19 protein-coding genes are annotated in these 25,727 nt (G+C 72.2%); 14 read left to right on the top strand and 5 right to left on the bottom strand.

Annotation, left to right across the window (positions count from 1 at the left end; translation table 11 throughout):
• The first annotated feature begins 642 nt into the window (after positions 1–642).
• A complete protein-coding gene (locus ACOJVX_RS15985) occupies positions 643–1,359 on the top strand; it encodes a M50 family metallopeptidase (RefSeq protein ID WP_026418725.1) in 717 nt (238 codons plus the stop codon).
• Positions 1,360–1,794: 435 nt separating this feature from the next.
• A complete protein-coding gene (guaA, locus tag ACOJVX_RS15980; RefSeq protein WP_103056527.1) occupies positions 1,795–3,396 on the top strand; it encodes a glutamine-hydrolyzing GMP synthase in 1,602 nt (533 codons plus the stop codon).
• Positions 3,397–3,485: 89 nt separating this feature from the next.
• Here the strand turns inward: guaA and ACOJVX_RS15975 are convergent, their stop codons facing one another.
• Positions 3,486–3,821 carry a hypothetical protein gene (locus tag ACOJVX_RS15975; protein ID WP_016701163.1) on the bottom strand — a complete coding sequence of 112 codons (336 nt, stop codon included), beginning with the start codon at positions 3,819–3,821 and terminating at the stop codon, positions 3,486–3,488.
• A 939-nt stretch (positions 3,822–4,760) separates the two neighbouring features.
• Between ACOJVX_RS15975 and ACOJVX_RS15970 the strand changes: the two genes are divergently transcribed.
• Entirely contained in the window at positions 4,761–5,999 is a 1,239-nt protein-coding gene (locus ACOJVX_RS15970) for a putative glycoside hydrolase (protein WP_418154585.1), read from the top strand.
• Positions 6,000–6,849: 850 nt separating this feature from the next.
• Here ACOJVX_RS15970 and ACOJVX_RS15965 read toward each other — a convergent pair.
• Together ACOJVX_RS15965 and ACOJVX_RS15960 are read right to left on the bottom strand one after the other, a co-directional pair.
• Positions 6,850–7,578 carry a PIG-L deacetylase family protein gene (locus tag ACOJVX_RS15965; RefSeq protein WP_026418728.1) on the bottom strand — a complete coding sequence of 243 codons (729 nt, stop codon included), beginning with the start codon at positions 7,576–7,578 and terminating at the stop codon, positions 6,850–6,852.
• Between the two features lie 96 nt (positions 7,579–7,674).
• A complete protein-coding gene (locus tag ACOJVX_RS15960; RefSeq protein ID WP_030105600.1) occupies positions 7,675–8,247 on the bottom strand; it encodes a type 1 glutamine amidotransferase domain-containing protein in 573 nt (190 codons plus the stop codon).
• 189 nt (positions 8,248–8,436) lie between these two features.
• Between ACOJVX_RS15960 and ACOJVX_RS15955 the strand changes: the two genes are divergently transcribed.
• The 5 genes from ACOJVX_RS15955 to ACOJVX_RS15935 all read left to right on the top strand — a co-directional run bounded on the left by ACOJVX_RS15955 (position 8,437) and on the right by ACOJVX_RS15935 (position 14,213).
• Complete coding sequence (locus ACOJVX_RS15955; RefSeq protein ID WP_155886118.1) at positions 8,437–10,335, top strand: hypothetical protein; 1,899 nt, start codon at positions 8,437–8,439, stop codon at positions 10,333–10,335.
• A gap of 270 nt (positions 10,336–10,605) precedes the next feature.
• On the top strand, positions 10,606–10,863 hold the full coding sequence (locus ACOJVX_RS15950) for a hypothetical protein (protein WP_026418730.1): 258 nt from the start codon (positions 10,606–10,608) through the stop codon (positions 10,861–10,863).
• A 262-nt stretch (positions 10,864–11,125) separates the two neighbouring features.
• Positions 11,126–12,466, top strand: a complete 1,341-nt coding sequence (locus ACOJVX_RS15945) for an MFS transporter (RefSeq protein WP_422646889.1) — start codon at positions 11,126–11,128, stop codon at positions 12,464–12,466.
• Between the two features lie 163 nt (positions 12,467–12,629).
• A complete protein-coding gene (locus ACOJVX_RS15940; RefSeq protein ID WP_155886119.1) occupies positions 12,630–13,388 on the top strand; it encodes a hypothetical protein in 759 nt (252 codons plus the stop codon).
• Between the two features lie 528 nt (positions 13,389–13,916).
• Complete coding sequence (locus tag ACOJVX_RS15935) at positions 13,917–14,213, top strand: iron-sulfur cluster biosynthesis protein (protein ID WP_026418733.1); 297 nt, start codon at positions 13,917–13,919, stop codon at positions 14,211–14,213.
• A gap of 57 nt (positions 14,214–14,270) precedes the next feature.
• Here ACOJVX_RS15935 and ACOJVX_RS15930 read toward each other — a convergent pair whose 3' ends face one another.
• Positions 14,271–14,777 (bottom strand): MarR family winged helix-turn-helix transcriptional regulator, encoded by a 507-nt coding sequence (locus ACOJVX_RS15930; protein WP_051313927.1) that lies wholly within the window; start codon positions 14,775–14,777, stop codon positions 14,271–14,273.
• 136 nt (positions 14,778–14,913) lie between these two features.
• On the opposite strand from ACOJVX_RS15930, the gene ACOJVX_RS15925 reads away from it, so the two are divergent.
• Together ACOJVX_RS15925 and ACOJVX_RS15920 are read left to right on the top strand one after the other, a co-directional pair.
• Positions 14,914–18,078 (top strand): efflux RND transporter permease subunit, encoded by a 3,165-nt coding sequence (locus ACOJVX_RS15925; protein WP_418155932.1) that lies wholly within the window; start codon positions 14,914–14,916, stop codon positions 18,076–18,078.
• A 303-nt stretch (positions 18,079–18,381) separates the two neighbouring features.
• Positions 18,382–19,263 (top strand): hypothetical protein, encoded by an 882-nt coding sequence (locus ACOJVX_RS15920; RefSeq protein ID WP_051313929.1) that lies wholly within the window; start codon positions 18,382–18,384, stop codon positions 19,261–19,263.
• Between the two features lie 274 nt (positions 19,264–19,537).
• Here the strand turns inward: ACOJVX_RS15920 and ACOJVX_RS15915 are convergent, their stop codons facing one another.
• Positions 19,538–20,377, bottom strand: a complete 840-nt coding sequence (locus tag ACOJVX_RS15915; protein ID WP_422646888.1) for an isoprenyl transferase — start codon at positions 20,375–20,377, stop codon at positions 19,538–19,540.
• 419 nt (positions 20,378–20,796) lie between these two features.
• Between ACOJVX_RS15915 and ACOJVX_RS15910 the strand changes: the two genes are divergently transcribed.
• The 4 genes from ACOJVX_RS15910 (at position 20,797) to ACOJVX_RS15895 (ending at position 25,585) form a co-directional block, all read left to right on the top strand.
• Positions 20,797–22,620 carry a P-loop domain-containing protein gene (locus ACOJVX_RS15910; RefSeq protein WP_051313931.1) on the top strand — a complete coding sequence of 608 codons (1,824 nt, stop codon included), beginning with the start codon at positions 20,797–20,799 and terminating at the stop codon, positions 22,618–22,620.
• Between the two features lie 305 nt (positions 22,621–22,925).
• On the top strand, positions 22,926–23,456 hold the full coding sequence (locus ACOJVX_RS15905; protein ID WP_422646887.1) for a hypothetical protein: 531 nt from the start codon (positions 22,926–22,928) through the stop codon (positions 23,454–23,456).
• Positions 23,457–23,966: 510 nt separating this feature from the next.
• Positions 23,967–25,040: a hypothetical protein gene (locus ACOJVX_RS15900; RefSeq protein WP_422646886.1), complete on the top strand. Its 1,074-nt coding sequence runs from the start codon at positions 23,967–23,969 to the stop codon at positions 25,038–25,040.
• Between the two features lie 86 nt (positions 25,041–25,126).
• Positions 25,127–25,585: a hypothetical protein gene (locus ACOJVX_RS15895; protein ID WP_422646885.1), complete on the top strand. Its 459-nt coding sequence runs from the start codon at positions 25,127–25,129 to the stop codon at positions 25,583–25,585.
• Positions 25,586–25,727: the final 142 nt, after the last annotated feature.

The following is a 25,727-nucleotide window of genomic DNA, read 5'->3' as shown; positions in this document are numbered from 1 at the left end:
CCATGATCCCCTCGGTGCGCGGGTCGTCTCGGTAGAGCCTGCGGTCGGGCGACCGTGGGCCACGGCGAGGACGACGTGGGACCCCTGCCGTTCCGCACCTGCCCCGGGAGCCGTCGGCGTGACGTCGCGTGGGTAGGCGGGCGCCGCTTTGCGCCGCTGTCGGGAGCAGGGTAGACGGCCGCTGTTCCCGTCGGGGTCTGCTGGTCGTGGTCGCAGCAGGACAGTGACACATCGGCGGCGGGCGAATCAATCGCCCGTCCGCCATTTCAGGGTCATCTCAGGGATGTCTAAGGGATTTGGTCCGCCGGTCACTCTCCGGTAACCTGCCGTGTGCCCGTCGTCGCGGAGGGTTGTCGGCGGGGTGGCGCCAGCCCGTGCCCTCCGCGCTCCTCGGGTACCGGACGTGGTCGGGCAGGGGGGCCGTCCCGGGGCGGGCCGGCCCGCCCGGTCCGCCGTCCCGCGCCCCCGGCGGCTCCGGGTCAGCGCCCAGCCGGGTCGTGGACCACCGCGTAGCCGTCCCCCGCGCGCACCGTGCGATGTCGGTCGGAGCGCCGCGGCCGTTTCCCCGGCCCCCGGTCCCACCCCGGACCGCCGACGTGGCGGCGTATGGAATCTTGGGACGGCTCCGGTTGGGGAGCGCGGATGCCGCATGTGGAAGCTGGAGCGTCGGTGGACCTACTTCTCGAGCGAACCGTCGAATCCGGGATGGCGCTCGTCGCCGCCGCCGGACTGGTCGCGTTGGCCAGCGTCCTGCACCGGGGGAGTTGGCGCCTCCTCCGCAACGTCGTGACCATCGTCCACGAGGGCGGTCACGCGATCGTGGCGCTGCTGACCGGTCGACGTCTCGCCGGGATCAGGTTGCACTCCGACACCTCGGGCGTGACGGTGTCGGTGGGACGGCCCCGAGGGCCGGGCATGATCGCCACCCTCGTGGCCGGGTACCCGGCACCGTCCCTCCTGGGGCTGCTCGCCGCGTACCTCGTCACCAACGGGATGACCCGGGGGCTGCTGATCGGCTCCGTCGTCGTGCTGGCCGCGATGCTGCTCGCCATCCGCAACCCGTTCGGCGTGCTCTCGGTACTGCTGACCGGGGCGGTCATCTTCCTGGTCGCCTGGTTCGCCGCCGTCGAGGTCCAGGAGGCGTTCGGTCTCCTGTTCGCATGGTTCCTGCTGTTCGCCGGTGTGCGCCCCGTGCGGGAGCTCGGGAGGATGCGCAACCGCCCGGACACCCGCGACTCCGACGCGCACCAGCTCGCCCGGCTCACCGCCGCGGGCCCGTTGATGTGGATCGTGGTGTTCCTCCTCATCAACCTCTCCGCGCTCGTCGTCGGCGGCGGTCTCCTGCTCGGCCTGCTCTGAGGTCCGGGACGAGGAGGGCGACGGTGGACCGGAGGACACCCGCCGGCCCTCCCGACGCGTCGGCCCGGCGGCTACTGGTCGGAGGTGGCGAGGTCACGGGGCACCGCTGGTAGCGGGATCCCCGGGGCGATCGGACGGAACCGCGGCCGCCACGGCACCGGGGCCGCCGGCTGTCGGCCGGTCCGCACCCGGAGCGGGGTGTGAGCATTCCCGGGCGGTAACCTGCCTCACCCGCTCGTCATGCCGGTGGCCGTCGAACGCGGCGGGAGGTCGGACCAGCCGCCCCGTGCCCTGGCGAAAGGGGACCAGGGCCGTCGGAGCGGTGGGGCGGAGGGGCACCGCTGACCCCGCCGGACGGCCCACTGCGGAGTGCTACCGTTGCCACCGGTTCAGGAGCAGGGCCGTTAGCGGGTTTGCCGAGTAGCAGGAGTTGGAATGCAATCGGGTCTTGGTGCCCAGCGGTCGCTGGCCTACAACCGCCCGTCCGCCTCAGTGAACGAGGCCGTCGTCGTCCTCGACTTCGGATCCCAGTACAGCCTGTTGATCGCGCGCCGCCTGCGCGAACTGGGTGTGTACTGCGAGTTGCTGCCGGCGGACAGCTCGAAGGAGCGTATCGCCGAGCTGGCCCCGAAGGGAATCATCCTCTCCGGTGGGCCGCAGAGCGTGTACGACGCCGGTGCTCCCGGCCTGAGCGAGGCCGTCCGGTCGGCAGGGGTGCCGGTCCTCGGTATCTGCTACGGCGCGCAGCTCATCGCCTACCACCAGGACGGTCGCGTCGAGGCGGCGGAGCGGCGTGAGTTCGGCCGCTCGACGGTCAAGGTGTTGGAGGACAACCTCCTCTTCGAGGGGATCGGCGAGTCGCTGGAGGTGTGGATGAGCCACACCGACCACATCCTCGAGCCCCCGCCGGGTCACCGGGTTGTCGCCCGCAGCGAGGGTGGGCTGATCGCCGCGATGAGCGACGGCGCGCGTTACTGGGGCGTGCAGTTCCACCCGGAGGTGGCCCACACCCCGCTCGGTCGCACGATCCTGGAGAACTTCGTCCGGCGGATCTGCGGCTGCGTCGAGCAGTGGTCGACCACCTCCTTCGTCGACGAGACCGTGGAGTGGCTGCGCGAGCGCATCGGTGACCGGCGCGCGATCTGCGCCCTGTCCGGTGGAGTGGACTCCGGGGTGGCCGCGGCGCTGGCCGCCCGTGCGGTGGGCGACCAGTTGACGTGCGTCTTCGTGGACAACGGCCTGCTGAGGCAGAACGAGGCCGACCAGTGCATGGCGGTGTTCGCCGAACACCTCGACATGAAGGTGCTCAAGGTCGACGCCTCCCAGAAGTTCCTCGAGGCGCTCGACGGGGTCACCGACCCGGAGGAGAAGCGCCGCCGGATCGGCCGCTGCTTCATGGAGGTCTTCGAGGAGGTCGCCCCGAGCCTTGAGGGGGCTGACTACTTCATCCAGGGGACGACCTACCCGGACGTCATCGAGAGCGCCGGCGACTCGGGCCGGCACTCGGCGGCCGCTACGAAGATCAAGACCCACCACAACGTGGGCGGCCTCCCCGACACGATGAAGCTGGAGCTGCTCGACCCGCTGTCCTTCCTCTTCAAGGACGAGGTGCGCGCGGCGGGCCGGGTCCTCGGTCTCCCCGAGCAGATCGTCGACCGGCATCCCTTCCCGGGCCCCGGCCTGGCGGTCCGCATGACCGGTGCCGTCACCCCGGAGCGGTTGGAGCGGCTGCGCCGGTCCGACGAGATCTTCATCTCCGAGCTGCGGTCCGCGGGCCTGTACCAGCAGACGGCGCAGGCCCTGGTCGTGCTCACCTCGGACAAGAGCGTGGGCGTGCTGGGCGACTTCCGCACCTACGAGGACGTCGTCGCCCTGCGCGCCGTCGACACCGAGGACTGGATGACGGCCGACTGGTCCCGGCTGCCCTACGACTTCCTCGCCAGGGTCAGCAACCGGATCGTGAACGAGGTCCCCGGCGTCAACCGGGTCGTCTACGACATCAGCAGCAAGCCCCCGGCGACCGTCGAGTGGGAGTGAGCGCCGCACCCGCGTCCTGAGGAGCGGGCCCGGACACGAACGGAGCCGGGGCGGTCGATCCGCCCCGGCTCCTGCTGTCCGCCGGCCGCCTAGTTGCTCGGTCGCTGTTCTCTGGTCCGGAGGGCCAGTGGCGCACCCGCCAGGTCCTCCTCGTTGCACAACAACTTGAGGTCGTAGTAGGGCGCGCCCTCGCTGTCGTCGTAGTCGAGGTGGACGGCGATGACGTCCACCGGTTCGCCCAGCCACTCCTGGGTCTGCCGCAGCCAGGCCGCGGACCGTTCCAGTGCCGAGGGCAGATCGTCGTCGCGGAACTGCACCGGACGGTAGGGAACTCCCTGAACCTGGTCCCTGGTGTCAAACGGACGCGGAAGTCCGGTGGCCACGCCCGCGTCGTCAAGGTCGAGTCGGATGGTTTCCTCACTCACAGTCGAAGACTCCCGCAGCGACAGGCCGGATGCAACTCTCCTGCGGCTTTCGCCCCTGGTCCGGGTGTTCGATCGGGCGCGCGGCGGGGCTCGTCGGGCGGGTCGTCACGGGCGGTGTCACCACCACGACCAGGAGACCTGTTCGGAGCGTGGCGCCACGAAGCCAGACAGTGAGGTAACGAGGCTCTCTGTCGGGTGATTGACATTTGATCATTCAGGTGCACTACGCACGTGGTGATCACCAGTGGTGATCGCTCGGTCGACGCTGCCCTGTCGCTCCGGGCTGCCGGCCGCAGGGCTGTCGCCTCCACACCGACGAGGCCCGGAACCACGACACTCGCGCGGAAAGCGCAGTTCAGAAGCCCACTCCTCCGCGCTGCGCGCTGCGAGCACTCCGGCTAGCCTCGGGCTCGTCCGGTCACTGTCGGCAGCGGGGTCGTCATGTTTCGTCGTCGCACTGCTTCCCCCGGCAGGGGTCACGCCACCGGGTGGGCGCGCGGAGTCGGGGCCACCCGGGTGGCGCTCGTCGCGGCCTTGGTTCAGGCCGCGCTCGCGGGCACGGGAACGGCCCCGGGAGCGACCACGGTTCGCACCCCGCCCGCCGTCATGTCCTCCCACAGCGCGGGCGCCGGCTCCGCATCCACGCTCCCGGGGCCGCCTGCGGCCCCCGAGCCTGCGGCCCCCGAGCCTGCGGCCCCCGAGCCTGCGGCCCCCGAGCCCCCGGCCCCCTCCGAACCGGACGGCGGTGCCGGACCCGACGACCTGACCGCCCCGGGTACCGAGAGCGAGGGCTCGGCCTGGACAGGGAGCCCGGAGCTCCCGCCCGACTGGCCGTGGGGCGACGAGTGGCGCCCCCCGTCGACGAACGACGTGGAGGCGAACGGGCACGGAACGGCGAGCGACCGACCGACCACGGTCGACGCGGCGGCTCTCACGGCCATGCCGGTTCCCGCCTTCCCGTTCCTGCCGATCGCGCGACCGGTGATCAGCATCCCGGAGCCGGTCGAGGTCGGTGGTCCCTCCGAACCGTTCACCCTCACCGGCAGGGTCAGCGGGGCCACCGCGCTCACCGTGCAACGCGTACCGGTCGCGCTGGCGGCGGACGGGACCTTCGCCGTCGACTTCCCGGCCCCACCTCCCGCCATCGAGGTCGTCGCCCGAGGGGTCACCGGTCACGTCACCGAACGACGGGTCGTGGTCGACGTGCGGTACCCGGCTGGCCGGGCGGTGCACGTCGGAGCGTCGGCCTGGGCCCGCGCCCCGGTCCGCGACGAGATCCTGCGCCTGGCGGAGGAGGGGTGGATCGACACCGTCCAGCTGGACGTGAAGGACGAGTACGGGTGGGTCGCCCACGCGACTGGCGTTCCGCTCGCCCGGGAGATCGGCGCCGTGCGGGAACGCTACGACGTCGCCAACACCCTGGACCTGCTGCACGCCGCCGGCGTGCGCGTGGCGGGGAGGATCGTGACGTTCCGCGACCCGGTGCTCGCCGGGTGGTCCTGGGAGCGGGGAGAACCGGACCGGGTGGTGCGCTCCCGGGACGGGACGGCCTGGGGCGCCGGCTACGGCGGGCCGGTGTTCACGAACTTCGCGAACCCCGAGGTGCGGCAGTACAACATCGACCTCGCGGTGGAGGCGGCCGAGCTCGGATTCGACGACGTCGTGTTCGACGAGGTGCGCCGCCCGCACGGCGCTCTCGACCTCCTGTGGTTCCCCGGGCTCGCGGGCTCCCCGGAACAGGGGGTGGCCGAGTTCCTCCGCGACGCCAGGAACGCGGTGCGGCCCTACGGCGCGTACGTGGGAGCCGCCGTGCACGGGGTGGCGGCCACCCGCCCCACGGAGGTGGCCCAGGACATCCCCGCGATCGGCGGCCAGGTCGACTTCGTCGCGCCGATCCTGTTCCCCTCGAGCTGGGGCCCGGGGGAGTACGGGATCGCGCGGCCCGAATCGCAGCCCCACGAGATCACCAGCCGAGCGCTCGCTGACGTCGTCCGACTGCTGGCGGGATCCGGGGCCCAGGTCGTGCCGTGGCTCCAGGACTTCTCGGTGGGGGCCGACTTCGGACCGGACGAGGTCCGTGCCCAGATCCGAGCCGCCGAGGAGGCCAAGGCCCCCGGTTACCTGCTCTGGAACCCCGGGGGCAGGTACCAGGCGGAGACGTGGGACGGCACGGGATGAAAAATTCTCGGAACCCTGTAATACGGAGGGGGTCTGTGGCGACCCACGGGTGGGCTGGTTGTTGATGCGTTCGGCACCCATCCCGGTCCTGCGGGAGCCACCCGGGCTTTCCGCTCACTTACGGTATTACACAAGGATTGGGGTGCGACGGCGATGCGTGCTTTCAAGAGGTGGTTCGTCAGATTCCTGCACGACCTGGATCGCGGTGGGGACGTCATGCGTGGGGTGACTCCCCGCGTCTGAGGCCGCCGTGCGTCACGGGCCGCGGGGCGTCGACGACCCGCGGCCGGTGCGCCGCCCGCTCCACCCGCGGCGGCGCGCCCCGCGGCCCGAACCGGTCCTCCGTCAGGTGTTTTGCCGTCGGTGGGCCGGTGGGGAGCGTTCTGCGTCCCACCGGACGAGGGGCGCCGCCGGCTCCGCGTCCGGGCCCCACGCCCCCGGGGGCCGCTCTCCCGTCCTGGGGTGCGGAACGGGGCGCGTTGGTAACGCCCCGGGAGCGCGGCGGCCGGTGCCCGGAGCGGATATACCGTCCCTTTCGGGGGCATACCCCGCCACCCGTGTGAATTGCGGGTGGAAATCCAGTCACGCGCCGTGCGTGTTTCATCCGTCCACCGCGACCGAATAAACGGGCGAACCCCCGAATGGCAGGGATGGACCGCCGAATGGCGGGTGCGGCCCGTTTCCGTCCCGTCACGGTGAGCGCCGTTCCTCACGACTGCCGAGGCTCCCACCAGCTACCAGCTACCAGCGCCCGGCCCCACCCCTCCCGCTCGCCGCTCCGGCACACGAACGGTCAGGCCCCGCGCGCACGGTCGAGCACCCGGGCTCCTCCGGCGCACGACCCGCCCGTTCACCCGAAGACGACCTCGTAGTTCCGCAGCAGGCGTTCGACCATCGTGGGGGCGAGCGCCGGGGCGGCTGCGCCCGGATCGAGGGGTCTCAGCTGGCTCTCGTAGGCGGCGGCCGCGTGCCGCTTGGCCTCCACCACCCCGGTGCGGAGCGTGATCCGCCGTGCCCGGTGCCACGGGACGCGCGGGTCGTCGGGGCTGGCCCAGTGCCACATCCAGATCGGGTACTCCCACAGGCGCGCCCCGGTGCGTTCACAGGCCTCCGCGCTCGCGCGGCCGACGGCCTCGTGGTCCGGGTGACCATCCCCCCGCCAGGTGGCGAAGCACCACTGCCCGGGACGGAGCAGGCCCTCCAGTTCCTTGGTCAGGCTCTTCTCGTCCACCGCGCCGTCCAGCTGCCCCAGGGTGCGCACCGCGCTGTCCCGCAGCCCCAGCCTCCGCAGGGCCTGCGCGCTCTCGAATCGCCGCATGATCGCGAGTTGCGCCGGGGAGTAGGCCCCAGCCCCGGGGTGTGCCGCGTCGCCGTCGGTGACGGCCACGACCTGCGCACCGCCCAGCACCGTCATCACGCCACCCACCCCGAACACCTCGTCGTCGGGGTGCGGGGCCACCACCACCGGTGTGAGCGCGACGCCCGCCGCCTCGAGGTCCAGTTCCGGCCACTCCCGTGGCGCGGCCCACCCGCGCCACACATCTTCCGAGGTGCCCTCTCCCGAGATGCTCACCGACATCGCTCGGGCCTCCTTTCGGCGCCGCCGCGCGGCGCCGAGCGCCGGAACCGGGACGGGCGTGGCGCTCCGTGCCCCCGGTCCCGACGGCGGTTCGGGTCAGACGCTCCGTCGCTGACCCTCGTGCCTGCCCTCGGCGAACTCCTCCACGATCTTCGCCGAGAACGCGGGGAGGTCGTCGGGCTTCCGGCTGGTGACCAGACCCTGGTCGGTGACCACCTCCTGGTCCACCCAGGTGGCACCGGCATTGCGCAGGTCGGTCTGGAGGCTCGGCCAGGACGTCACCGTTCGACCACGCACGACGTCGGCCTCGATCAGCGTCCAGGGTGCGTGGCAGATCGCGCCCACCGGCTTGCCCTCCGAGAAGAACTGCCTGGTGAAGGCGACGGCCCCGGCATGGGTCCGCAGGAAGTCGGGATTGGCGACCCCGCCGGGCAGGACCAGGGCGTCGTAGTCGGCGCTGCTCACGTCGTCGACCACCCGGTCGACCGGGAACGTGTCCGCCTTGTCCAGGTGGTTGAAGCCCTGGATGGTGCCCTGCTGGGTCGACACCAGTTCGGGCTGACCCCCAGCCGACCGCACGGCCTCCCACGGTTCGGTGAGTTCCACCTGTTCCACGCCTTCCGGCGCCACCAGGAACGCGATCTTCTGCCCTGTCAACTCGGCTGCCACTGTCCCTCCTCCGATCTCGGTGCGGAGCGGTGCCGTGCCCACCGCCCCCGCTGTGCCTGTCGGCTTCCCGGCGGTCGTGGTGCCAAAACGTGCCTCCTCGCGCCAGGATCACCCGGTTGGACAGAGCCCGTCACGGCCGCGTCACGGCGGCACACCCGTGGCGCAACAAAGCGCGCCCACGCTGGCGCCATGAGCGAATCGACCACGGGTCCGGTGTCGGGCGACGGCGTGAGCGGTGTGGCCGGCCCCTGCCACCGGGCGCACGGCCCGACCGGGAGCTGGCGGGGCTGGGTGGCGGAAGTGGTGGAGCTGGCGGCCCTGTTCCTCGCCGCGGGCGCCGTCCACCTGCTGGCCACCGGAGTCGGTCACCTGGAGTTCGGCGCCGGCCTGCTCGTCGCCTTCGGTGTTCTCCTCGTCGTCGCGGCACTCGTCCACCGCTGGTGGACGCACCGCAGGGCGGACGTCACGGGTTCCGCGCCGGCCGGTGCCCCCGCCGCCGGGCCCGGCGGCGTCGAGTCGAACCCGGTGGTCGAGGACGTGCCCGGCGGGACGTGCCCGGTCGAGGACGGTCCCCTCGCGCCGGCCGGTCGCCTCTGGCGCATCCGGACCCGCGTCGACGACGCTCCCGGCGGCCTCGCCCTCCTGACCGCCCATCTCGCCCAACTCGAGGTGAACATCCGTTCGATGCAGGTGCACCCGGAGGTCGGAGGTGCCGTGGACGAGTTCCTGGCGACCGTGCCCGACCAGGTGACGGAGACCGAACTCGCCGAGGCCGTCACGCGGGCTGGGGGCGGGGGGACCCACCTCGCGGTCGCCGACGTCCACGACCTCGCGGACACCACCACCCGGGTGCTCACCGTGGCGACGGGTCTGCTGGCGGACCGGGGAACGCTCCCCGCCGCTCTCGCCCGCCTCGCCGCCACCGGCGAACCCCACCACTCGGCGACGGCCCCGGCTGGCTGCGCCCCGGACACCGTTTCCGGGACCCGGATGTGCCTCCGGGCGCCCACCGGGGGAGTGTTCGTCCTGACCCGCCCCGGGATCGCGTTCACCCCGGTGGAGTTCGCGCGTTGCCGCGCGCTCGTGGGGCTCGCCGCCGCGCTGCCCGCACCCCCCGGAACCACCGAGGCCGCCGAGGTCCTGGCTCCCGAGGAGCGCGCACAGCCAGGGCAGCGGGTGGGACGGCCCCCCGACCACCGGACCGCCGCGCCGGAACCGCCGCGACCGCCAGCGACGACCCTCCCCGCCCAGGTCGCCCTCGCGCCAGGGGAGAGCACGGGCGGCGGAGACGGTGCCGCGCGGCGGGAGGCCCCCGAGCACCCGGCGGAGGCGGGGGAGCGCTGGCCGGAGTGGGCACCACCGGCGCCCGCGTCACCGCCGGCGGCCGGCGTCGGGGTCATCGCTCCCTTCGACTTCGCGCTCGACCGCGAGCTGTGGCGTTGGGCCCCGCCCGAGGTGTCCCTCTACCTCACGAGACTGCCCTACGTGCCGATGCCGGTCACGAACGAACTCGCGTCCGCGCTCACCCGGCCGTCACCGCTCCGGGGTGCGGTGCGGGACGTGCTCGTGCCCGAACCCGAGGCACTCGTCTACGCCTGCGCGTCGGCGAGCTTCGTCAACGGCAGGGCGGGGGAACGGGAGCTCCGGGCCACCATGCGGGAGGCGGGTGCTCCCAGCGCCGTCACCTCCTCGGGAGCCCTCGCCGAGGCGCTGGCCGCGCTGGGTGCGCGACGTGTCGCGGTCGTGACCCCCTACATCGACGAGGTGACCGAGCGGCTGCACCGGTTCCTCGCCGAGCACGGCGTCAGCGTGGTCGGCAGCACGGGCCTGGGCCTGGTCCACCGGATCTGGGACCTCACCTACGCCGAGGTGGAGCGGGCCGTCCTCGACGTGGACGGCGCGAAGGCGGAGGCGGTCTTCGTCAGTTGCACGAACGTGCGCACCTACGACCTGATCGCTCCCCTGGAGCGGAAGCTGGGGAAACCCGTGATCACCGCGAACCAGGTGTCGATGTGGGCGGGACTGCGGAGGGTCGGGCGGCACGCGGTCGGAACCGGCCAGTCGCTCCTCGAACTGCCGGGAGCGTGACACGAGGCGCCGCACGCCGGGGTGCGCCGGTCCGGCTGGGGAGTGGGCACCAGCGGGGCCCTCCGTTCCCCTGAACGGGCAGGGCGCGGGGCACGGAGTAAGGTCCCCTCCCCATCGGTAGCACGATGATCAGGTCCCGTTCGTCACGAGGTGCTGCCTGGGCGATTGCCCACTAGTGTGTCGCCCACCACCACTATCGGGGCTTGTCGGCTACCGATCAGCTCTGGCCAGCACCAGCCCCTGATCCCCGGCACGGAAAGCGACCCCGACGTGAGTGACAGCCACAGCAGTCTGACGATGCACCCCACCACCGTGGCCGCCATCGTGCGGTTCGCCGAGCGAGAGCAGGTGACCTACAGCGAGGCCTTGCGCCGCCTCGTCTCCTACGGCAGCCGGATGCATCACGTCCAGGTCAACGGCGGACAGGTCGTGTTGCGCCGACCCGACGCCACCGAGGAGGTCCTGCCCGCGCTGACCTCGGACGCCCCCTGGCCCTTCCTGGACGAACCCCGGCGGGAGACCGGCTAAGGCCGGCGGCACGAGGGCGCGCCCCTCGTCGACGGGCGGTGCGGCCCTCACACCGCCCACCCGGCCCGGACCGAGCGCGCGGGGTCACCTCCCGGACCGCGTCCGCCCGTACGGGCGGCGCCACGCCAGCGAGCCGAGCAGGTCGGGCCTGCCCCGGTCCCCTCGAGGGGCGCGTTCCGGCCCATCTTCGCTCGTTCGAGCGGCAGGTTGACCCGTTCGCGGATGGAAGCGGTGGTCCCCCGCTGGATAACGTCGTGGCGAGATGAACATCGCGGAGACCACCACCGGGGGCGCGGGCGCTCATCCCGGCGCCGGCCGCCCGCCCGCCGCCAGGCTGGCCGCCGCCAGTTTCGTGGGCACCGCCCTCGAGTTCTTCGACTTCTACGCGTACGGCCTCGCCGCCGCCCTGGTGCTGGACCAGGTGTTCTTCCCCGCCCTCGATCCGGTCGCCGGCACGTTGGCGTCCTTCTCGACCTTCGCGGTGGCGTTCCTCGCCCGTCCACTGGGCGCTGTCCTGTTCGGACACCTCGGGGACCGGCTTGGGCGCCGGAACACCCTCGTGGCGTCGCTGGTGGTGATGGGAGCAGCGACGCTGGCCATCGGTCTGCTCCCCGGCTACACCGAGCTGGGCGTGGTGGCGCCGGCACTGCTGGTCCTCCTCCGCTTCGTCCAGGGGCTGGGAGTGGGCGGCGAGTGGGGCGGTGCCGCCCTGCTGGCGACCGAACACGCCCCGCCCGGACGGCGCGGGCGGTACGCCCTGTTCACCCAGCTGGGGCCGCCGGCGGGTTTCCTCCTCGCCAACTCCGCCTTCCTCGTGCTGGATGGCGTCCTGGCCCCCTCCGCCTTCGTGACGTGGGGATGGCGGGTCCCGTTCCTGGTCAGCGCGGTCCTGGTCCTGGTCGGACTGTACGTCCGGCTCCGCATCCCCGAGCCGCCGACGTTCCGGCGCGCGGCCGTTCCCGCGCGGAGGTCCCCGCTGGGGGCGCTGTTGCGGGGGCAACCGCGCCAGCTCCTGCTGGGGGCGGGGGTGATGGTGGTGCAGTACACGCTGTTCTACCTCGCCACGGCGTACTGCCTCAGCTACGGGACCTCGGTCCTCGGGATGGACCGGGGGCTCCTCCTGGCGTTGACGATGGCGGCGGTGGCGGGTCTGGCGATCATGACGGCCCTCGCCGCCCTGGCGTCGGACCGCTGGGGGCGGAGGCCCGTCCTGGTCTGCGCCTGCGTGGTGAGCGCCGGGTGGGCCCTGGTGTTCTTCCCGCTCTTCGACACGGCCGACCCGACCCTCGTCGCGCTCGCGTTGGTCGGCGCGTTGCTGGCGATGGGACTGGGGTACGGCCCGATGGGCGCCCACCTGCCCGAGCTGTTCGACGCGACGCACCGCTACACCGGAGCCGCGCTCGCCTACAGCCTGGGTGGCGTCCTCGGTGGTGCTCTCACCCCGCTGATCGCGGTGCGGCTCCAGGCGTCGATCGGGAGTGGGGCGGTGGGCGCGTACCTGGTGTGCGTCGCGCTCGTGAGCCTCGGGTGCGCCCTGGCGTCGCGCGACACCGGTTCGCGGTCAGGCGGCGCGGACCCGATGTCCGCTGCCGCCCCCTCGTGAGGCGGGGCCCACCCGTTCGTCCCGGGTGCGGGACGCGGGGCCACCGCCACCCGTTCGCCCGGGGGACCTGCCCGGACGGCGGACGCGACGTGGCGGCGAAGGTCGGAGAATGGCGGAGGATCGGATCCGCCGCGACGGACGCGAGCTCGGAGGACTGAGGCTGATGACGGCACGGGAACCGGTCGAGAAGGCGCGGTCGTCGGACATCGATCGCGCGGGGCAGGGGCGCGGGGCGGACGAGGGGCGGTGGAACACCGCCGGCGAGGCCGGCACCCCGTGTTCGCCGCGTCAGCAACGGGCCGTCCTGCTCGCGGCGGCGGAACTGCGGTCGATGATCGACCGCGTGTTGGAGCCGGCGCCCACGACGGTGGCGGCGCGGGGGCTGCCGGGGGCGGCCGAGTGCCCCGGGCCCTCGGTGCTCCAGGCCCTCTCCGACCCGCTGGGGGAGCGGATGGCGGGCCTCACCGGTGATCGGGACGCCTCGGCGCTGCTGCGGCGGCGGTTCCGGGAGGTCCAGCTCTGCGAGAGCGTCGGAGCGACCGAACTGGCCCTGGTCGGTCTCCGCCGGCTGTTGGCCGCGCTGTTGCAGGTCGTTTTGGACGACCGGGGTGCGTTGCCCGACCTCGGCGTCCCACCACCGCACGTGCCCGTCGGGGACCACGACCTGACCATGTTGGTCTCGGCCTGCCGGCACCAGGGCTGGCTGGACCTGGACGCGGGCACCATCCTCGGGTGCCTGGGTGAACGGACCCACCCCGGCGGGCAAACGCTGTCGTCGGGGAGCCTGCCGGGGCGGGCCGAGCTGGGCGAGGGGTGGGTGATGGTGGGCAAGGTCGTCGACCAGCTGGAGGACGCCCTGCCGCCGGTCCCTCCCACTCGGCGGGGCGTGCCACGGGACGTGGTGGAGGGGAGCGCTCGGTAGACGGCGCGACGTCCGGTCCACGGCCGCCCGACCGGTGAGCGGCCCTGGCGGGTGGCGTCGTGGCGGGGGCGGGTATGGAGCGCGACCCCGTCGCCGTCCGATGCCTCCGGGACGGGGAGCCGTGCGATGGCGGTGGGTCCTCGGGAGGACGCGAACGCCGGGGGCGGGATGGGCCGAGGGGCGGCCCGCGGTGCCAGCCCGAACACGCGCGCCTGGAACGGCCGGGCGTGCCGCTGTCCGACCCACCCCGCGTCCGCGCTCAGGCGTCGCACCAGGCCACGGCGGTGAGTCGGCCCACGAGCCGGTCGCCCTGGTCGTCGTGCGGGTACCGGCCGCCGCGAGGCCCCAGGGCTCGGCGCCCGCCCGCCCCGGACCCGGGAGCCACGTCTCGACGAGGCGGCCGTGGTCGACGTCGGGCGATTGCCTCGCCGCGGGCCCGGCGACGTGCCGGAACGCGCGCCGCATCCGTCTGGACTACGGTGGCGGCGGTACGGAGACAGCCCGCCGTCGATCCGGGAGGAACGCAGGATGCTCGCCGTCACCGACGCCGCAGCCGAGGCGATCAACGATCTCAGGAACGCCGAAGGACAGCCAGACACCAGCGGTCTGCGCTTCGACGTGGACTCCGAGAACGAGGAGGGCGCCGCTCTCGCGGTCTCGCTGTGCAGTGAACCCGACCAGGAGGACCAGGTGGTGGGCTCCGGGCCCGGGGCGCGGGTCTTCCTGTCGCCGGGCGCCGTGGACTACCTCAGGGACAAGGTCCTCGACGTGCAGCCGGACGAGGACGGGGAGATGGCGTTCGCGCTGCTCGACCAGCAGACGTGAGCCGGTGGGGCGGCCCCGCGGTGACGCCTGGCCGCCCCACGATCCGCACCACGGCGGTCACCGCCGGTCGTGAGGCGTGTCCGCCTCCTCGTCGGCGGCTCCCGCCGCCGCGACCTCCTCGCGCCCGACCCGGGCGAAGGCCAGCTCGCGCAGCCGCAGCAGGACCCGGGCCAGGTCCCGCAGGTCCCCTTCCCCCAGGTCCACCAGGAGCGTCCGCAGGGACGCCGTGCCGCTGTCCTGGAGTTCGGCGACCAGCGCGTCACCGTCGGACGTGGGCAGCACGTGTCGAACGCGGCGGTCGTCGCGGTCCGGGCGACGAACGACCAGACCCTGCGTCTCCAACCGGTCGACCAGGCCGGTCACCGTGGCGGAGCTGACCCGGAGCAGCCGGCTCAGCTCCTGGCTCGAACAGCCCCGTCGGACGACCAGGAAGACCAGCGTCCGGAGCTGCTGCATCGTCAGGTTGACCTGGAGCAACGGCGATTCCACGACGCCGAAGGTCTGCTGGATGTCACGTAGGGCGTCCACCACCCGGTCGAGCAGGAGTTCTCTCTCCGCAGCCACCGGTTCTCCTCGATCCGCTCGCACCGGCGGTCCGCCGGGCAACGGCAGACGCTAGCAGCGGACCCCGATCGGGTGAATCGTTAGCCTCAGGCAGAATGTTTGGCCGAGGCTAACGAACCTTGGTGGGGAGTCGTTCATGAAGCTGGCCAAGCTGAGTCTGGCCAACCGTGCCCTGGTCGCACTGATCGCGGTCGTCGCGGCGGTGGCCGGGGCCTTCGCCGTCCCATCGCTGAAGCAGGAACTCCTGCCGCCGATGGAGTTACCGGCTGCGGCCGTGATCGCGCCGTACCCCGGCGCCTCACCCGACCTCGTCGAGGACCAGGTGACGCGGCCCATCGAGACGGCCGTCAGGGGCACGCAGGGCGTGTCGGAACTGACCTCGGTGTCGACGGAGAACCTGGCCACCATCCAGGTCCAGTTCGACTTCGGCACCTCGATCGGCGACGCCGTCAACGAGATGCAGCGCGCGGTCAACCGCCTCCAGTTGCCCGAGGACGTCGACCCCACGGTCGTCGCCGGGAGCACCGACATGCTGCCAGCCCTGGTGTTGGCCGCGACCTCCGACAACGACTCCGAGTGGCTCGCCGAGCGGTTGGACACCGTCGTCGTGCCCGACATCGAGTCCGTCAGCGGGGTCCGCGAGGCCAGCGTCAGCGGGGCGCGGACGACCACCGTCACCATCACACCGGACCAGGCCGCACTGGGCAGGGCGGGGCTCGCCCCCACCGCCATCTCCGACGCGCTCCAGGCCAACGGGACACCGTTCCCCGCCGGCGCGGTCACCGACGGCGACCGGAGCCTCACGGTGCAGACGGGTGAGCGGCTGACCTCCGTCGAGGAGCTGGCCGAGCTGCCCCTCACCCCCGGTCAGGACGCCCCGGGGGCCGGAACGCCGGTGCGGCTGGGGGACGTCGCCGAGATCACCGAGACCGAGGACGCCGCCACCTCCCTGACCCGCACCAACGGCTCGGACAGCCTCGGGATCACCGTCACCCTGACCCCGGAGGGCAACACGGTCGAGGTCTCCCGGGCCGTGCAGGACCTGCTCCCCGAACTGGAGCGGGCGCTGGGCGAGGGCACCGAACTGACCGTCGTCTTCGACCAGGCGCCCTTCGTCGAGCGGTCCATCGAGGGGCTCACCACCGAGGGCGCGTTGGGACTCGTCTTCGCGATCCTCGTCATCCTGCTGTTCCTGTTCTCCTTCCGCTCCACCATCGTCACGGCGGTGTCCATCCCGCTGTCGCTGGTGGTCGCGCTCCTCTCCATGTGGGCCGGCGGTCTCTCCCTGAACATGCTCACGCTGGGAGCCCTGACCATCTCGGTCGGCCGGGTCGTGGACGACTCGATCGTCGTCCTGGAGAACATCAAACGACATCTCTCCTACACGGCGGACCGACGACGCGCCGTGCTCGACGGCGTCCGCGAGGTCGCCGGCGCGATCACCGCGTCCACCCTGACCACCGTCGCCGTCTTCCTGCCCATCGCCTTCGCCGGTGGGATCGTCGGCGAACTGTTCAGCGCCTTCGCCTTCACCAGCGCGGTCGCGCTGCTGGGTTCCCTGCTCGTGGCGCTGACCATCATCCCGGTCCTGGCGTACTGGTTCCTGCGGTCCGAGGTCGGCGACCGGGGTGAGGGCGGTACCGAGGAGGACGACGAGGCCCGGGACGAGATCGAGGCCGCCGCGGCCGAACGGGAACGTCGGTCGTGGTTGCAGCGGGTCTACCTGCCGGTCCTGCGGTTCGTCACGATCCGGCGGTGGGTCACCGCCGGGATCGCCGCCCTGGTCCTCGTCGGCACCGTCGCGATGGTCCCCAGACTGGAGACGAACTTCCTCGACGCGTCCGGCCAGAACACGCTCAGCCTCCAGCAGGAGATGCCGGCGGGAACCAGCCTGGAGGCCACGGACGCCGCCGCCCGGCAGGTCGAGGAGGTCCTCGCTGACATCCCGGAGATCAGCACCTACCAGGTCACCGTGGGCGGGGGTACTGGCATGGCCGCCCTGTTCGGCGGTGGCGGCTCCGACGCGGCCAGCTTCTCGCTCACCCTCGACGAGGACGCCGACGCCACCGAGGTGGAGGGCACGGTCCGGGACCGGGTCGCCGGGCTCGGCGACGTCGGGGAGATCACGGTCGGTGCCGGTGGTGGTGGTTTCAACACCAGCCAGCTCCAGGTGAACGTCCAGGCGTCCAACCAGGACGACCTCCTCACCGCCTCGGACCTCGTCCGGGAGACGGTGGAGGGCGTCGACGACGTCACCGACGTCACCAGCGACCTGAGCGAGTCCGTCCCGAGGGTCCGGGTCGCGGTGGACCGCGAGGCCGCCGCCGCGCTCGGCCTGTCGGAGGGCGCGATCGGGCAGCTGGTCGCGCAGACCTTCCGGGGCGCCCCGGTCGGGGAGCTGACCATCGGCGAGGAACGCCGGGACGTCGTCCTGCGCACCGTCGAGGCCCCCGCCACTCCCGAGGAGGTTCGTGAGCTGGCGTTGCCGACGCCGGCCGGCCCGGTGCGGTTGGCCGAGGTCGCGGAGGTCTCCGAGATCGAGGGACCGGTGCAGCTCAAGCGGATCGACGGCGCCAGGAGCGCCACCGTGACGGCCACCGCGACCTCGCAGAACATCGGCGCCACCAGCGCCGAACTGAGCCGGGCCCTCGACGGCATCGACCTCCCGGCCGGCGCCTCCTACTCACTCGGCGGGGTGACGGCCGATCAGGACGACGCCTTCGCCGACCTCCAACTGGCCCTGCTCCTGGCGGTGGCGATCGTCTTCATCATCATGGTCGGCACCTTCCGGAGCCTGGTGCAACCGCTCATCCTGCTCGTATCGGTGCCCTTCGCCGCCACGGGTGCCGTCGGCCTCCTGTTGGTCACCGGCACCGCGCTCGGCGTGCCGGCCCTGATCGGCATGCTGATGCTGATCGGCATCGTGGTCACGAACGCGATCGTCCTGATCGACCTCATCAACCAGTACCGCGACCGGGGGATGGGCGTTCGGGAGGCCGTGATGGAGGGCGGCCGCCGCCGACTCCGGCCGATCCTCATGACGGCAGCGGCCACCATCTTCGCCCTGGTGCCGATGGCCCTCGGCATCACCGGCGACGGCGGCTTCATCTCGCGGCCGTTGGCCCTGGTGGTCATCGGCGGACTGGTCACGTCGACGCTGCTGACGCTGGCCCTGGTCCCCGCGCTCTACACGATCGTGGAGAACGGTCGGGAGCGGATCGCGAGTCGCGCCGAGCGGCGGCGCGACCGTGGGGAGTCGGGCGGCGAAGCCACCACCGAGGGGGCGGCGCCGACCGAGTGACGGGCCGGGACGGCCGGTGCGGCGGGGCGGGGCTCGGGGGCTCCGCCCCGCCGTCGTGCGGGGAGCGCCGCGCTCCGGACCCGCCAGCCGCCAGCCGGCGTACGGCTCGCCGCCGTTCGGGGGGTTTCCGGACGAACTCGCGGGAAAGTCCCCACCGGGGAACCCCCCTCGCTAGCGTCTGACCTGGTGGCACCATCGTCCAGCTGATGGGGGTGCGCGGTGCGACGACGCTTGAAACTGGCGGGTTGGCGGCACGGCAAGCCAGGGCCTCGTCGGCGCGTTCGAGCCGGGTGGGTCGTGGGAGTGGCGACCGTGGTCGTGGTGCCCCTCGTGCTGGCGGTGGTGACCGAGCAGTACGCGTCGTGGCTGGCGCTGCGCCAGGCCGGCGAACAGGAGGTCGCCGCGCAGCGCGCCGTCGAGGAGGCCGAGGAACAGGCGGAGTCAGCCCGGCCGCCGCTGGCCGTCGAGGTGCGCCAGCTCGGCCCGGACGACTGGAGCTGGGCTTTCGAGGACGCCCTCGACGCGGATGAACTCGCCCAGGCCGGTGAGCTGCTGAGCAGGAAGGTGGGCGGCACCCCCGAGGAGAGCGGGGACGCGGACGAGGCGATGCGGCGGCTGGGTGGTCTCCGCCTCGACGAGGCGAAGGTGGACGGGGACTGGGTCCCCGTGTCCAAGCACCACATCACCCTGGTCGGGCAGCGCAGGGACCCCGTGCTGGTCCGAGGGCTGGAGGTGCGGGTGGTGGATCGAGCGGAGCCGCCCGCCGGAACCCTGCTGGCGACGGTCGGGCAGGGGGCCAACGACGTCCACCCCGTCCTGGTCGACCTCGACTCCTCGGACCTCCGCCTCCACACGGTTCACCCCGCCCCCGGCACCCCGCCCGACCTGCGGCCACTCGCCCCCTACCTGGACAGGTACACCCTCGACCTGGCGGAACACGAGCAGCACGGCTTCGAACTGTTCGTCGTGTCCCGCACCTGCTGGTGCCGGTGGGAACTGGTCATCGAGGCGGTCGTGGACGACCAGGAGGAGACGGTCGTGGTCCGGTCGGACGGAACCACGTCCGGGGCGCCGTTCGAGACGATCCCCTGGGACGTCGACTGGTCCTACGGGCCCGTCGTCGACGGGGTTCGTCGGGGCGGGGCGTTCCACGGCTACGACATGCGGAACTGGACGCCGTTCTAGCCAGGGCTGGGCAGCGGTGCCCCGGGCGCACCCAACCGCGTCCTGCGGGCCGGGCACAACCGGGGCATCCGTGGCGCCGCCCCGACGTCCCTCGCCAACGGCCGCACCGGCGGGCGTGACCGGGCGGTGCGAGGGCTGGTGATCGCCTGGCGGTTCCTGGTCGGTACGCCAGGAGACCTCGTGCGGACGCCGCCGGACGGGGCGCGGGGCGGCGGGAGGGCGTGGCCGCGACGGCGGGCGGCGGAACTCGGCCGCCGCGTGAGGGGGTGACGCCTCAGTGGATGGAGCCGAGGGAGGGGAAGCGACCGGCGACCTGACGGCGGTCGGCGAAGGACCGCAGCGCGCGCAGGAAGTCGACGTAGCGCAGCGCGGGCCAGTAGCAGTCGGCGAAGTGCAGGTCGGCCTCGGCGGACTGCCAGAGCAGGAAACCGGAGATCCGCTGTTCGCCGGAGGTTCGGATGATGATCTCCGGGTCCGGCTGGGCCTGCGTGTAGAGGTGCTCGGAGATCAGGGCCGGGTTGACCTCCTCGGCGAGTTCGCGCATCCCCCGGCCGGTGGCGGCGTGCTCCAGCATCAGGGAGCGCACGGCGTCCACGATCTCCTGGCGGCCGCCGTACCCGATCGCGGCGTTGACCTGGGCACCCGCTCGCCGGCCCTGGGTGCGGGCGGCCGCCGTCTTCAGGTTTCGGGCCATGTCACCGGGCAGCATGTCGAGGGTGCCGATGATCTCCACCGGCCACGGGTTGCCGTCGGCCGCGAGGTCGTTCACCACGCCCTCGATGATCTCCATCAGCGGCTTCAGCTCCTCCGGTCCCCGGTTGAGGTTCTCCGTCGAGAGCAGGTAGAGCGTGACGTGCCGGATCCCCTGCTCGTCACACCACCGCAGAAGGGTCTTGATCTTCTCGGCCCCCGCGCGGTGCCCGTCGACGGTGCTCAGACCGACCGATTTCGCCCACCGCCGGTTCCCGTCCACCACGAAACCGATGTGCCGAGGGCGCGGCCGGCCCGCGAGTTGACCGGACAGACGTTTCGCGTAACGCGAATAGATGGCGTCGCGGAGTCTGGTTCGCAATGTCGCTTTCCTGCCGAGTGCGGACGCAGTCCTGAGTGGCATGGCTCAGAACAGTAGCAGTGTGGAATTCGTCTCCCTCGGGAACCCCTTTCGTCCTTCCTTCGTACATCACCGCTGGTGGCCCTGGCTGTCGCTGGTGACGAACCGCACCCCCGCCGAGTGGGCGATGTCATCCCGACGACGGTCGAGGGCGCCCGGGACGCGCCTCAACAAGGGAGGACGTGCGAGGGGGTGGCGAGGTTGCGTCGGTTTTCGTGAAATTTCCGGAACGGGGAGGAAGATCGTGTCTCCGACTGCTCTCGGTAACTTTCACTCGCAATTCACACCGTTCGACGTCGGCGCGCTTCCGGGTCCCGGTGCGACGATTCACCACTCAATCACGAAATGATCTCGAAGGAGCCCGGAGTGCTCGGGACCCGCCAGGAGGGACAGCTCGCCGCCGCTGTGGTAGGACATGCGCGATGAGCAGGGAACGCGCTACGGGAGATGGACGCCGCCGCCAGGGACCACCCGGTCGAGGACGCTGGTCCCGACCGGGTGGCGGAGGCGGCCCGACCGGTTCGTCGGGACCGTCCCGGGGTGGTCCGCCTCCCACCCCGGGGTCGGGCGGTCCGAGGGGAACCTCGCACGAGCTGGCGGACCTCCTGGCGGAGAGTCACGGCAGCGGATACGGCCGCTACCGGGCCGCCGAGGGGGAGTGGGACTTCGGGTGGTTCCGGCTGACGCTGGTGCGGGCGCAGTCCGACCCCTACGCGCCGCCCAGCCGGCTGCTGGTGCGAGTCCCCGCCTCGGAGACCCACTACCCCGAGGAGAGCTGGCGCGGCCCCGCCCGCTCCCGCGCGCTGGCCACCCTCCTCCTCCGCCACCTGCGGGACGGGGTGCGGGGCACGCCCCTGCACGTCGACGCCGGGGGGCAGGAGGTCCTCGACCGCAGTGCCGGCCAGGTCGTCGACGGCGAACTCGTGCTCCGCCTCGCGGTCGACCTGCCCGGCCACGGCCGCCGGATCGACGGGCACGGCGCCAGGGACGCGCTCTGCCGCCGGCTCCCCGCCGCCCTGGAGACCCTGCGGTGGTCCGCGCTGCCCCACGACGAGGTGCTGCGCGCGGTCGAGACCGTGGAGGACGCCGTCTGGCTCCGGGACCGCCTGCCCGAACTCGGGCTGGTCGCCTTCGTCGCCGACGGCGCGGTGCTGCCCCGGCGCAGCGGCGTCGACGACCGACCACTCGCCGACGCGGTGCCCTTCCAGGCCCCGCCCGAGCTGTCCCGCACCGTCACCCTGCCCAACAGGGGCGAGGTGACCGGGCTCGGCGTGCCCAGCGGCATCACCGTCGTGGTCGGCGGCGGCTACCACGGCAAGTCGACGCTGCTCCGGGCGGTCGAGCGCGGCGTGTACGACCACCTGCCCGGCGACGGTCGGGAGCTCGTCGTCGCCCGCGCGGACACCGTCAAGGTGCGGGCCGAGGACGGCCGATCCGTGCGCCGCCTCGACGTCAGCGCCTTCGTCGCCCACCTGCCCACCGGAGCCCCGACCAACGACTTCAGCACCGACAACGCCTCCGGGTCCACCTCCCAGGCAGCGGCCACGGTGGAGGCGCTGGAGGCGGGCGCCGGAGCACTGCTCATCGACGAGGACACCGCCGCCACCAACATCATGATCCGGGACGCCCGGATGCAGGCGTTGGTCGCCAAGGACAAGGAACCGTTGACGCCCTTCATCGACCTCGTGCGGCCGTTGCACCGGGAGCACGGGGTGTCGACCATGCTGGTGATGGGCGGGTCGGGCGACTACCTCGACGTGGCCGACCACGTGGTGATGATGGACGCCTACCGGCCCCACGAGGTGACCGGGCGGGCCAGGGAACTGGCCCATCTGAGCACCGGCCGGCGCCAGGAGGCCACCGGGTTCCCGCTGCCCGGGGCCCGCGTCGTGGACCCGGCCTCGGTGAACCCGGAGGCCAGGGGCAAACGCCGGTTGAAGGCACGCGGCCTCGACGCGCTGGTCTTCGGCGAGGACGAGATCGACCTGCGCTCCGTCGAGCAGTTCGTGGACCCGGCCCAGCTCGTCGGGGTCGGTCTCGCGCTCGACGCGGCCGTGCGCCGGGGCTTCCTCGACGGGTCGCGCACCGTGGCGGAGGCGCTGCTGCTCGTGGAGCGGGAGCTGCTCGCCGGCGGCCCGGCGGAGCTGGGCCCGCGGCACCTGGGTGACTTCGCCGTCCCGCGCCGCTTCGAGGTGGCCGCCGCGCTGGGCCGCCTCCGCGCACTGCGGATCGTCTCCCCCCGCTGAGGCGCGACCCGGTATCCGCCGCCAAGCCCGGTCCCGAGGCGTGGGCGGCCCCCGGGGCCGGGCACGGAGCCGGAACGGCGGTGCCGGTGGCCGCCGTTCGGCCGTGTCCCCGGCGGGCTCCGGTCAGTAGCGTCGACCGGTGCGCCGTCGACGGCGCGGCAGGGGGAGACGTGTCCGAGAACGAGGAACCCGGGTCGCGGGGGGCGTCGGTGCCGCCCGGAGCGCGTGGAGCGGTGGGGCCACCGCGCGGGCGGCGGGACCGAAGGCGGGGCGGACGACGGCCGGGCTGGGCGGTTCTCGCCGTCGTGGTTGCGGCGAGTTCCCTCGTCGCGGCCGACTGGCCGGGCACTCCCACCGGCCACGGTCCGTTGCTGGCGGGGGGTGGCGTCGATGCCGAGCCGCACGCGCGGGACTGCCTGCCTCCGGACGAGCGGACGCGCACGTCGACGACCAACGCCGGACCGGTCACCAACGAGGGCAGCGGTCCGGTCACCGTCACCGGGGTGTCGTTGGTCAATCCCGTGGAGATGGGTCTGGTCGAGGCGGTGTTCGTCCCCGAGGAGGGGTCGGTGAACGGAGCCGCCTACCCGCCTCCTCCGGACGATGCTGGGGAGGGGTGGCCTGATCGGGTGGTGGCGCCGGGGGCGGTGCTGGGGCCGGGGGAGGAGTGGTGGTTCGCCGTGGGGTTGCGGAGTGAGGGGCCGGCGGCGGCGACCGAGCGGATCAGGATCGACTACGAGGACGCGGACGGTCGGGCGTACTACGCGCTGACCGGGACCTCGGTCGCCATGCGGGAGCAGTGCATCGGCGTGGAGATCGACTGGCCGGACTGGTGAGTGCGAAGTGCCGGGCGCGGACCCAGCTCACCTGGAGTCGTGGTACCCGCAGTCCCGGTCGGCTGACCGAAGTGGCGGAGAATCGTTCGGCGGAGACGTCAATTCCTTTATGTTGGTAGGAAAGAAACAAGCAACGGACATGACGCCAGAAAGGGGACGAAGACTCTCCTCTGTTCGGAGTCCGACGTGACAGTGATCTCAGAAATTCGCCTCGTTCGGGTGTTCGCGGCGACTGCTGGCCGATAGTGTTCAGGTGGGTGCCCGCAGTAATCAGCTGCGTGCACTTATCGCGTTGTCCGGATCGGCGGACCCAGAGGATAAGGTAGGCGAAAAGATGCGATTGACAAAGACGGGACATCGACTTGGAGTGGGCGGGGCGGTGATTGGCCTCATGTTGGCCCTGCTGCCCCCCTGGGGGTAGCGCACGCGGCGCAACCGACTGTTGGCCTTGCTCCTCCTGAGCTGATGTGTTCTGACGAACCGGTTACGCGAATCGCCGAGTCCGCTCACGTGAACACTCCAGTGCTGATGTCGGGGCGTGTTGTCAAGGAAGGTGGTGAGATGCCCTCCGGTGGTGTGGTCGTTCGGCTGCTCGCCTGGCCCGCTGGCCGAGAGCTGGCTTCGCTCGAGGACGGTGACACATTCACCCTGACTCCCATCGCGCGGACGTCGACGGACTCCGACGGACACTACGAGCTCCGGGTTGATCCCAGCGTTGATCTGGGGAGGTTCGAGTCGGAAGATGGTCTGGTGGAGGTGAGCCTGGACGTCCAGGCTCCCGAGGGGCAGGCGAGCTACCAGGGCACGGTTGCCCCCGAGGAGGCATTGGGCGGGACCTTCTCGTCCCGGGCCGCTGGGGACGAGGTGGTGGAGCCGTCCCTGCCCAGCGAACTGGACCTGACGTTGGAGCCTGCGGGCAGCGTGGCTCGGTCGGACGTTCCCGCCGACGATGACGGTCTGGTGCACGCGCAGTACGTCAACCTTGGCGTGCGGTGGACGAATGTGGGAGCACTGTTCATCAAGGTGACCGGCGTGTGGGGAGAGCTCCAACACCTCAGCGGCGCGAATGCCGAGTTGGGGGTGGGAGTCGCCAGTAACAACGGTTCCTACAGCGCCAGTGGCACGGTGAACCGGGCCTCCGACACGACGATCGGGTTCGGCCGGCACGGCCGGTACACGTACCAGTTCTTCGACACCCAGCGCCCCTATGCTCGGTACACACGGTGGAACTGTTCGGGCACCCGGAGTACCTCGACGGTGCAACCGCTCGCCTACGGCGGGAACGCGGGAGGGCGATCGCGGTCAGCGAGTGCGCACATTCCTCCGAACCAGCCCCGATCGCGATGCGCTCCGTACGCACCGACATTTTTCCACGACCAGAGCAAAACCAAGGCCACCACTTGGGCAACAGGGGCCAAAGTGGCCTCGCTGATTGGTATCGACCTCTCATCGCGTACCGGTTACACAACCACCACCAAAACTAGATTCGAGTTTGTCTCAGCGGGTCGAGCGGTGTGCGGCACAAGAGCGCATCCCGCGTCCGCGACCGGGCCGGGGACGCTCGTCGTCCAGATGTACCCGTGAGGGCGCGGGGGTGCGCCGCCCTCCTGGCGGTCCTGCTCGCCATCGCTGGGTGTTCCGGCGGACCTACCCGCGACGGTCCGTTGCTGGTGGGGGGTAACGCGGATGCCGAGCCGTACGCGCGGGACTGCATGCCGCTGCACGCGGGGCCGACGGGGACCAGCAGCGTGGGGCCCGTCGTGAACGACGGGACCACGAGCCTGACCGTGACCGGCGTCGAGTTGGTGCGGCCGGTGGACATGAGCCTCGTGGAAGGGGTGTTCGTCCCCCGGGAGCAGCCGTACAACACCGTCCCGTACCCGCCTCCTCCCGACAAAGCTGGGGAGGGGTGGCCTGATCGGGTGGTGGCGCCGGGTGCGGTGCTGGGGCCGGGGGAGGAGTGGTGGTTCGCCGTGGGGTTGCGGAGTGAGGGGCCGAGGGCGGCGACCGAGCGGATCAGGATCGACTACGAGGACGCGGACGGTCGGGCGTACTACGCGCTGACCGGGACCTCGGTCGCCATGCGGGAGCAGTGCATCGGCGTGGAGATCGACTGGCCGGACTGGTGAGGGCGGAGCAGCGTGCGCGATCGAGCTCAGGTGGTGTCGGGGAGTCGGCCGTTCCGGTTCGCGGGTCGAGCGGTGTGCGGCACAAGAGCGCATCCCGCGTCCGCGACCGGGCCGGGGACGCTGGTCGTCCAGATGTACCCGT

The organism is Actinoalloteichus caeruleus, assembly GCF_049311605.1.
GTDB classification, from domain to species: domain Bacteria; phylum Actinomycetota; class Actinomycetes; order Mycobacteriales; family Pseudonocardiaceae; genus Actinoalloteichus_B; species Actinoalloteichus_B caeruleus.
Note: the sequence above shows the minus strand (reverse complement) of the source record. Positions and strands in the feature narration are given on the sequence as shown.

Excerpts from the sequence above, each read along its gene's own strand:
- ACOJVX_RS15985 (WP_026418725.1), top strand. The coding sequence starts at position 643 with ATGCCGCATGTGGAAGCTGGAGCGTCGGTGGACCTACTTCTCGAGCGA.
- guaA (WP_103056527.1), top strand. The coding sequence starts at position 1,795 with ATGCAATCGGGTCTTGGTGCCCAGCGGTCGCTGGCCTACAACCGCCCG.
- ACOJVX_RS15970 (WP_418154585.1), top strand. The coding sequence starts at position 4,761 with ATGCCGGTTCCCGCCTTCCCGTTCCTGCCGATCGCGCGACCGGTGATC.
- ACOJVX_RS15965 (WP_026418728.1), bottom strand. The coding sequence starts at position 7,578 with ATGTCGGTGAGCATCTCGGGAGAGGGCACCTCGGAAGATGTGTGGCGC.
- ACOJVX_RS15955 (WP_155886118.1), top strand. The coding sequence starts at position 8,437 with ATGAGCGAATCGACCACGGGTCCGGTGTCGGGCGACGGCGTGAGCGGT.
- ACOJVX_RS15945 (WP_422646889.1), top strand. The coding sequence starts at position 11,126 with ATGAACATCGCGGAGACCACCACCGGGGGCGCGGGCGCTCATCCCGGC.
- ACOJVX_RS15940 (WP_155886119.1), top strand. The coding sequence starts at position 12,630 with ATGACGGCACGGGAACCGGTCGAGAAGGCGCGGTCGTCGGACATCGAT.
- ACOJVX_RS15935 (WP_026418733.1), top strand. The coding sequence starts at position 13,917 with ATGCTCGCCGTCACCGACGCCGCAGCCGAGGCGATCAACGATCTCAGG.
- ACOJVX_RS15925 (WP_418155932.1), top strand. The coding sequence starts at position 14,914 with ATGAAGCTGGCCAAGCTGAGTCTGGCCAACCGTGCCCTGGTCGCACTG.
- ACOJVX_RS15915 (WP_422646888.1), bottom strand. The coding sequence starts at position 20,377 with ATGCCACTCAGGACTGCGTCCGCACTCGGCAGGAAAGCGACATTGCGA.
- ACOJVX_RS15910 (WP_051313931.1), top strand. The coding sequence starts at position 20,797 with ATGAGCAGGGAACGCGCTACGGGAGATGGACGCCGCCGCCAGGGACCA.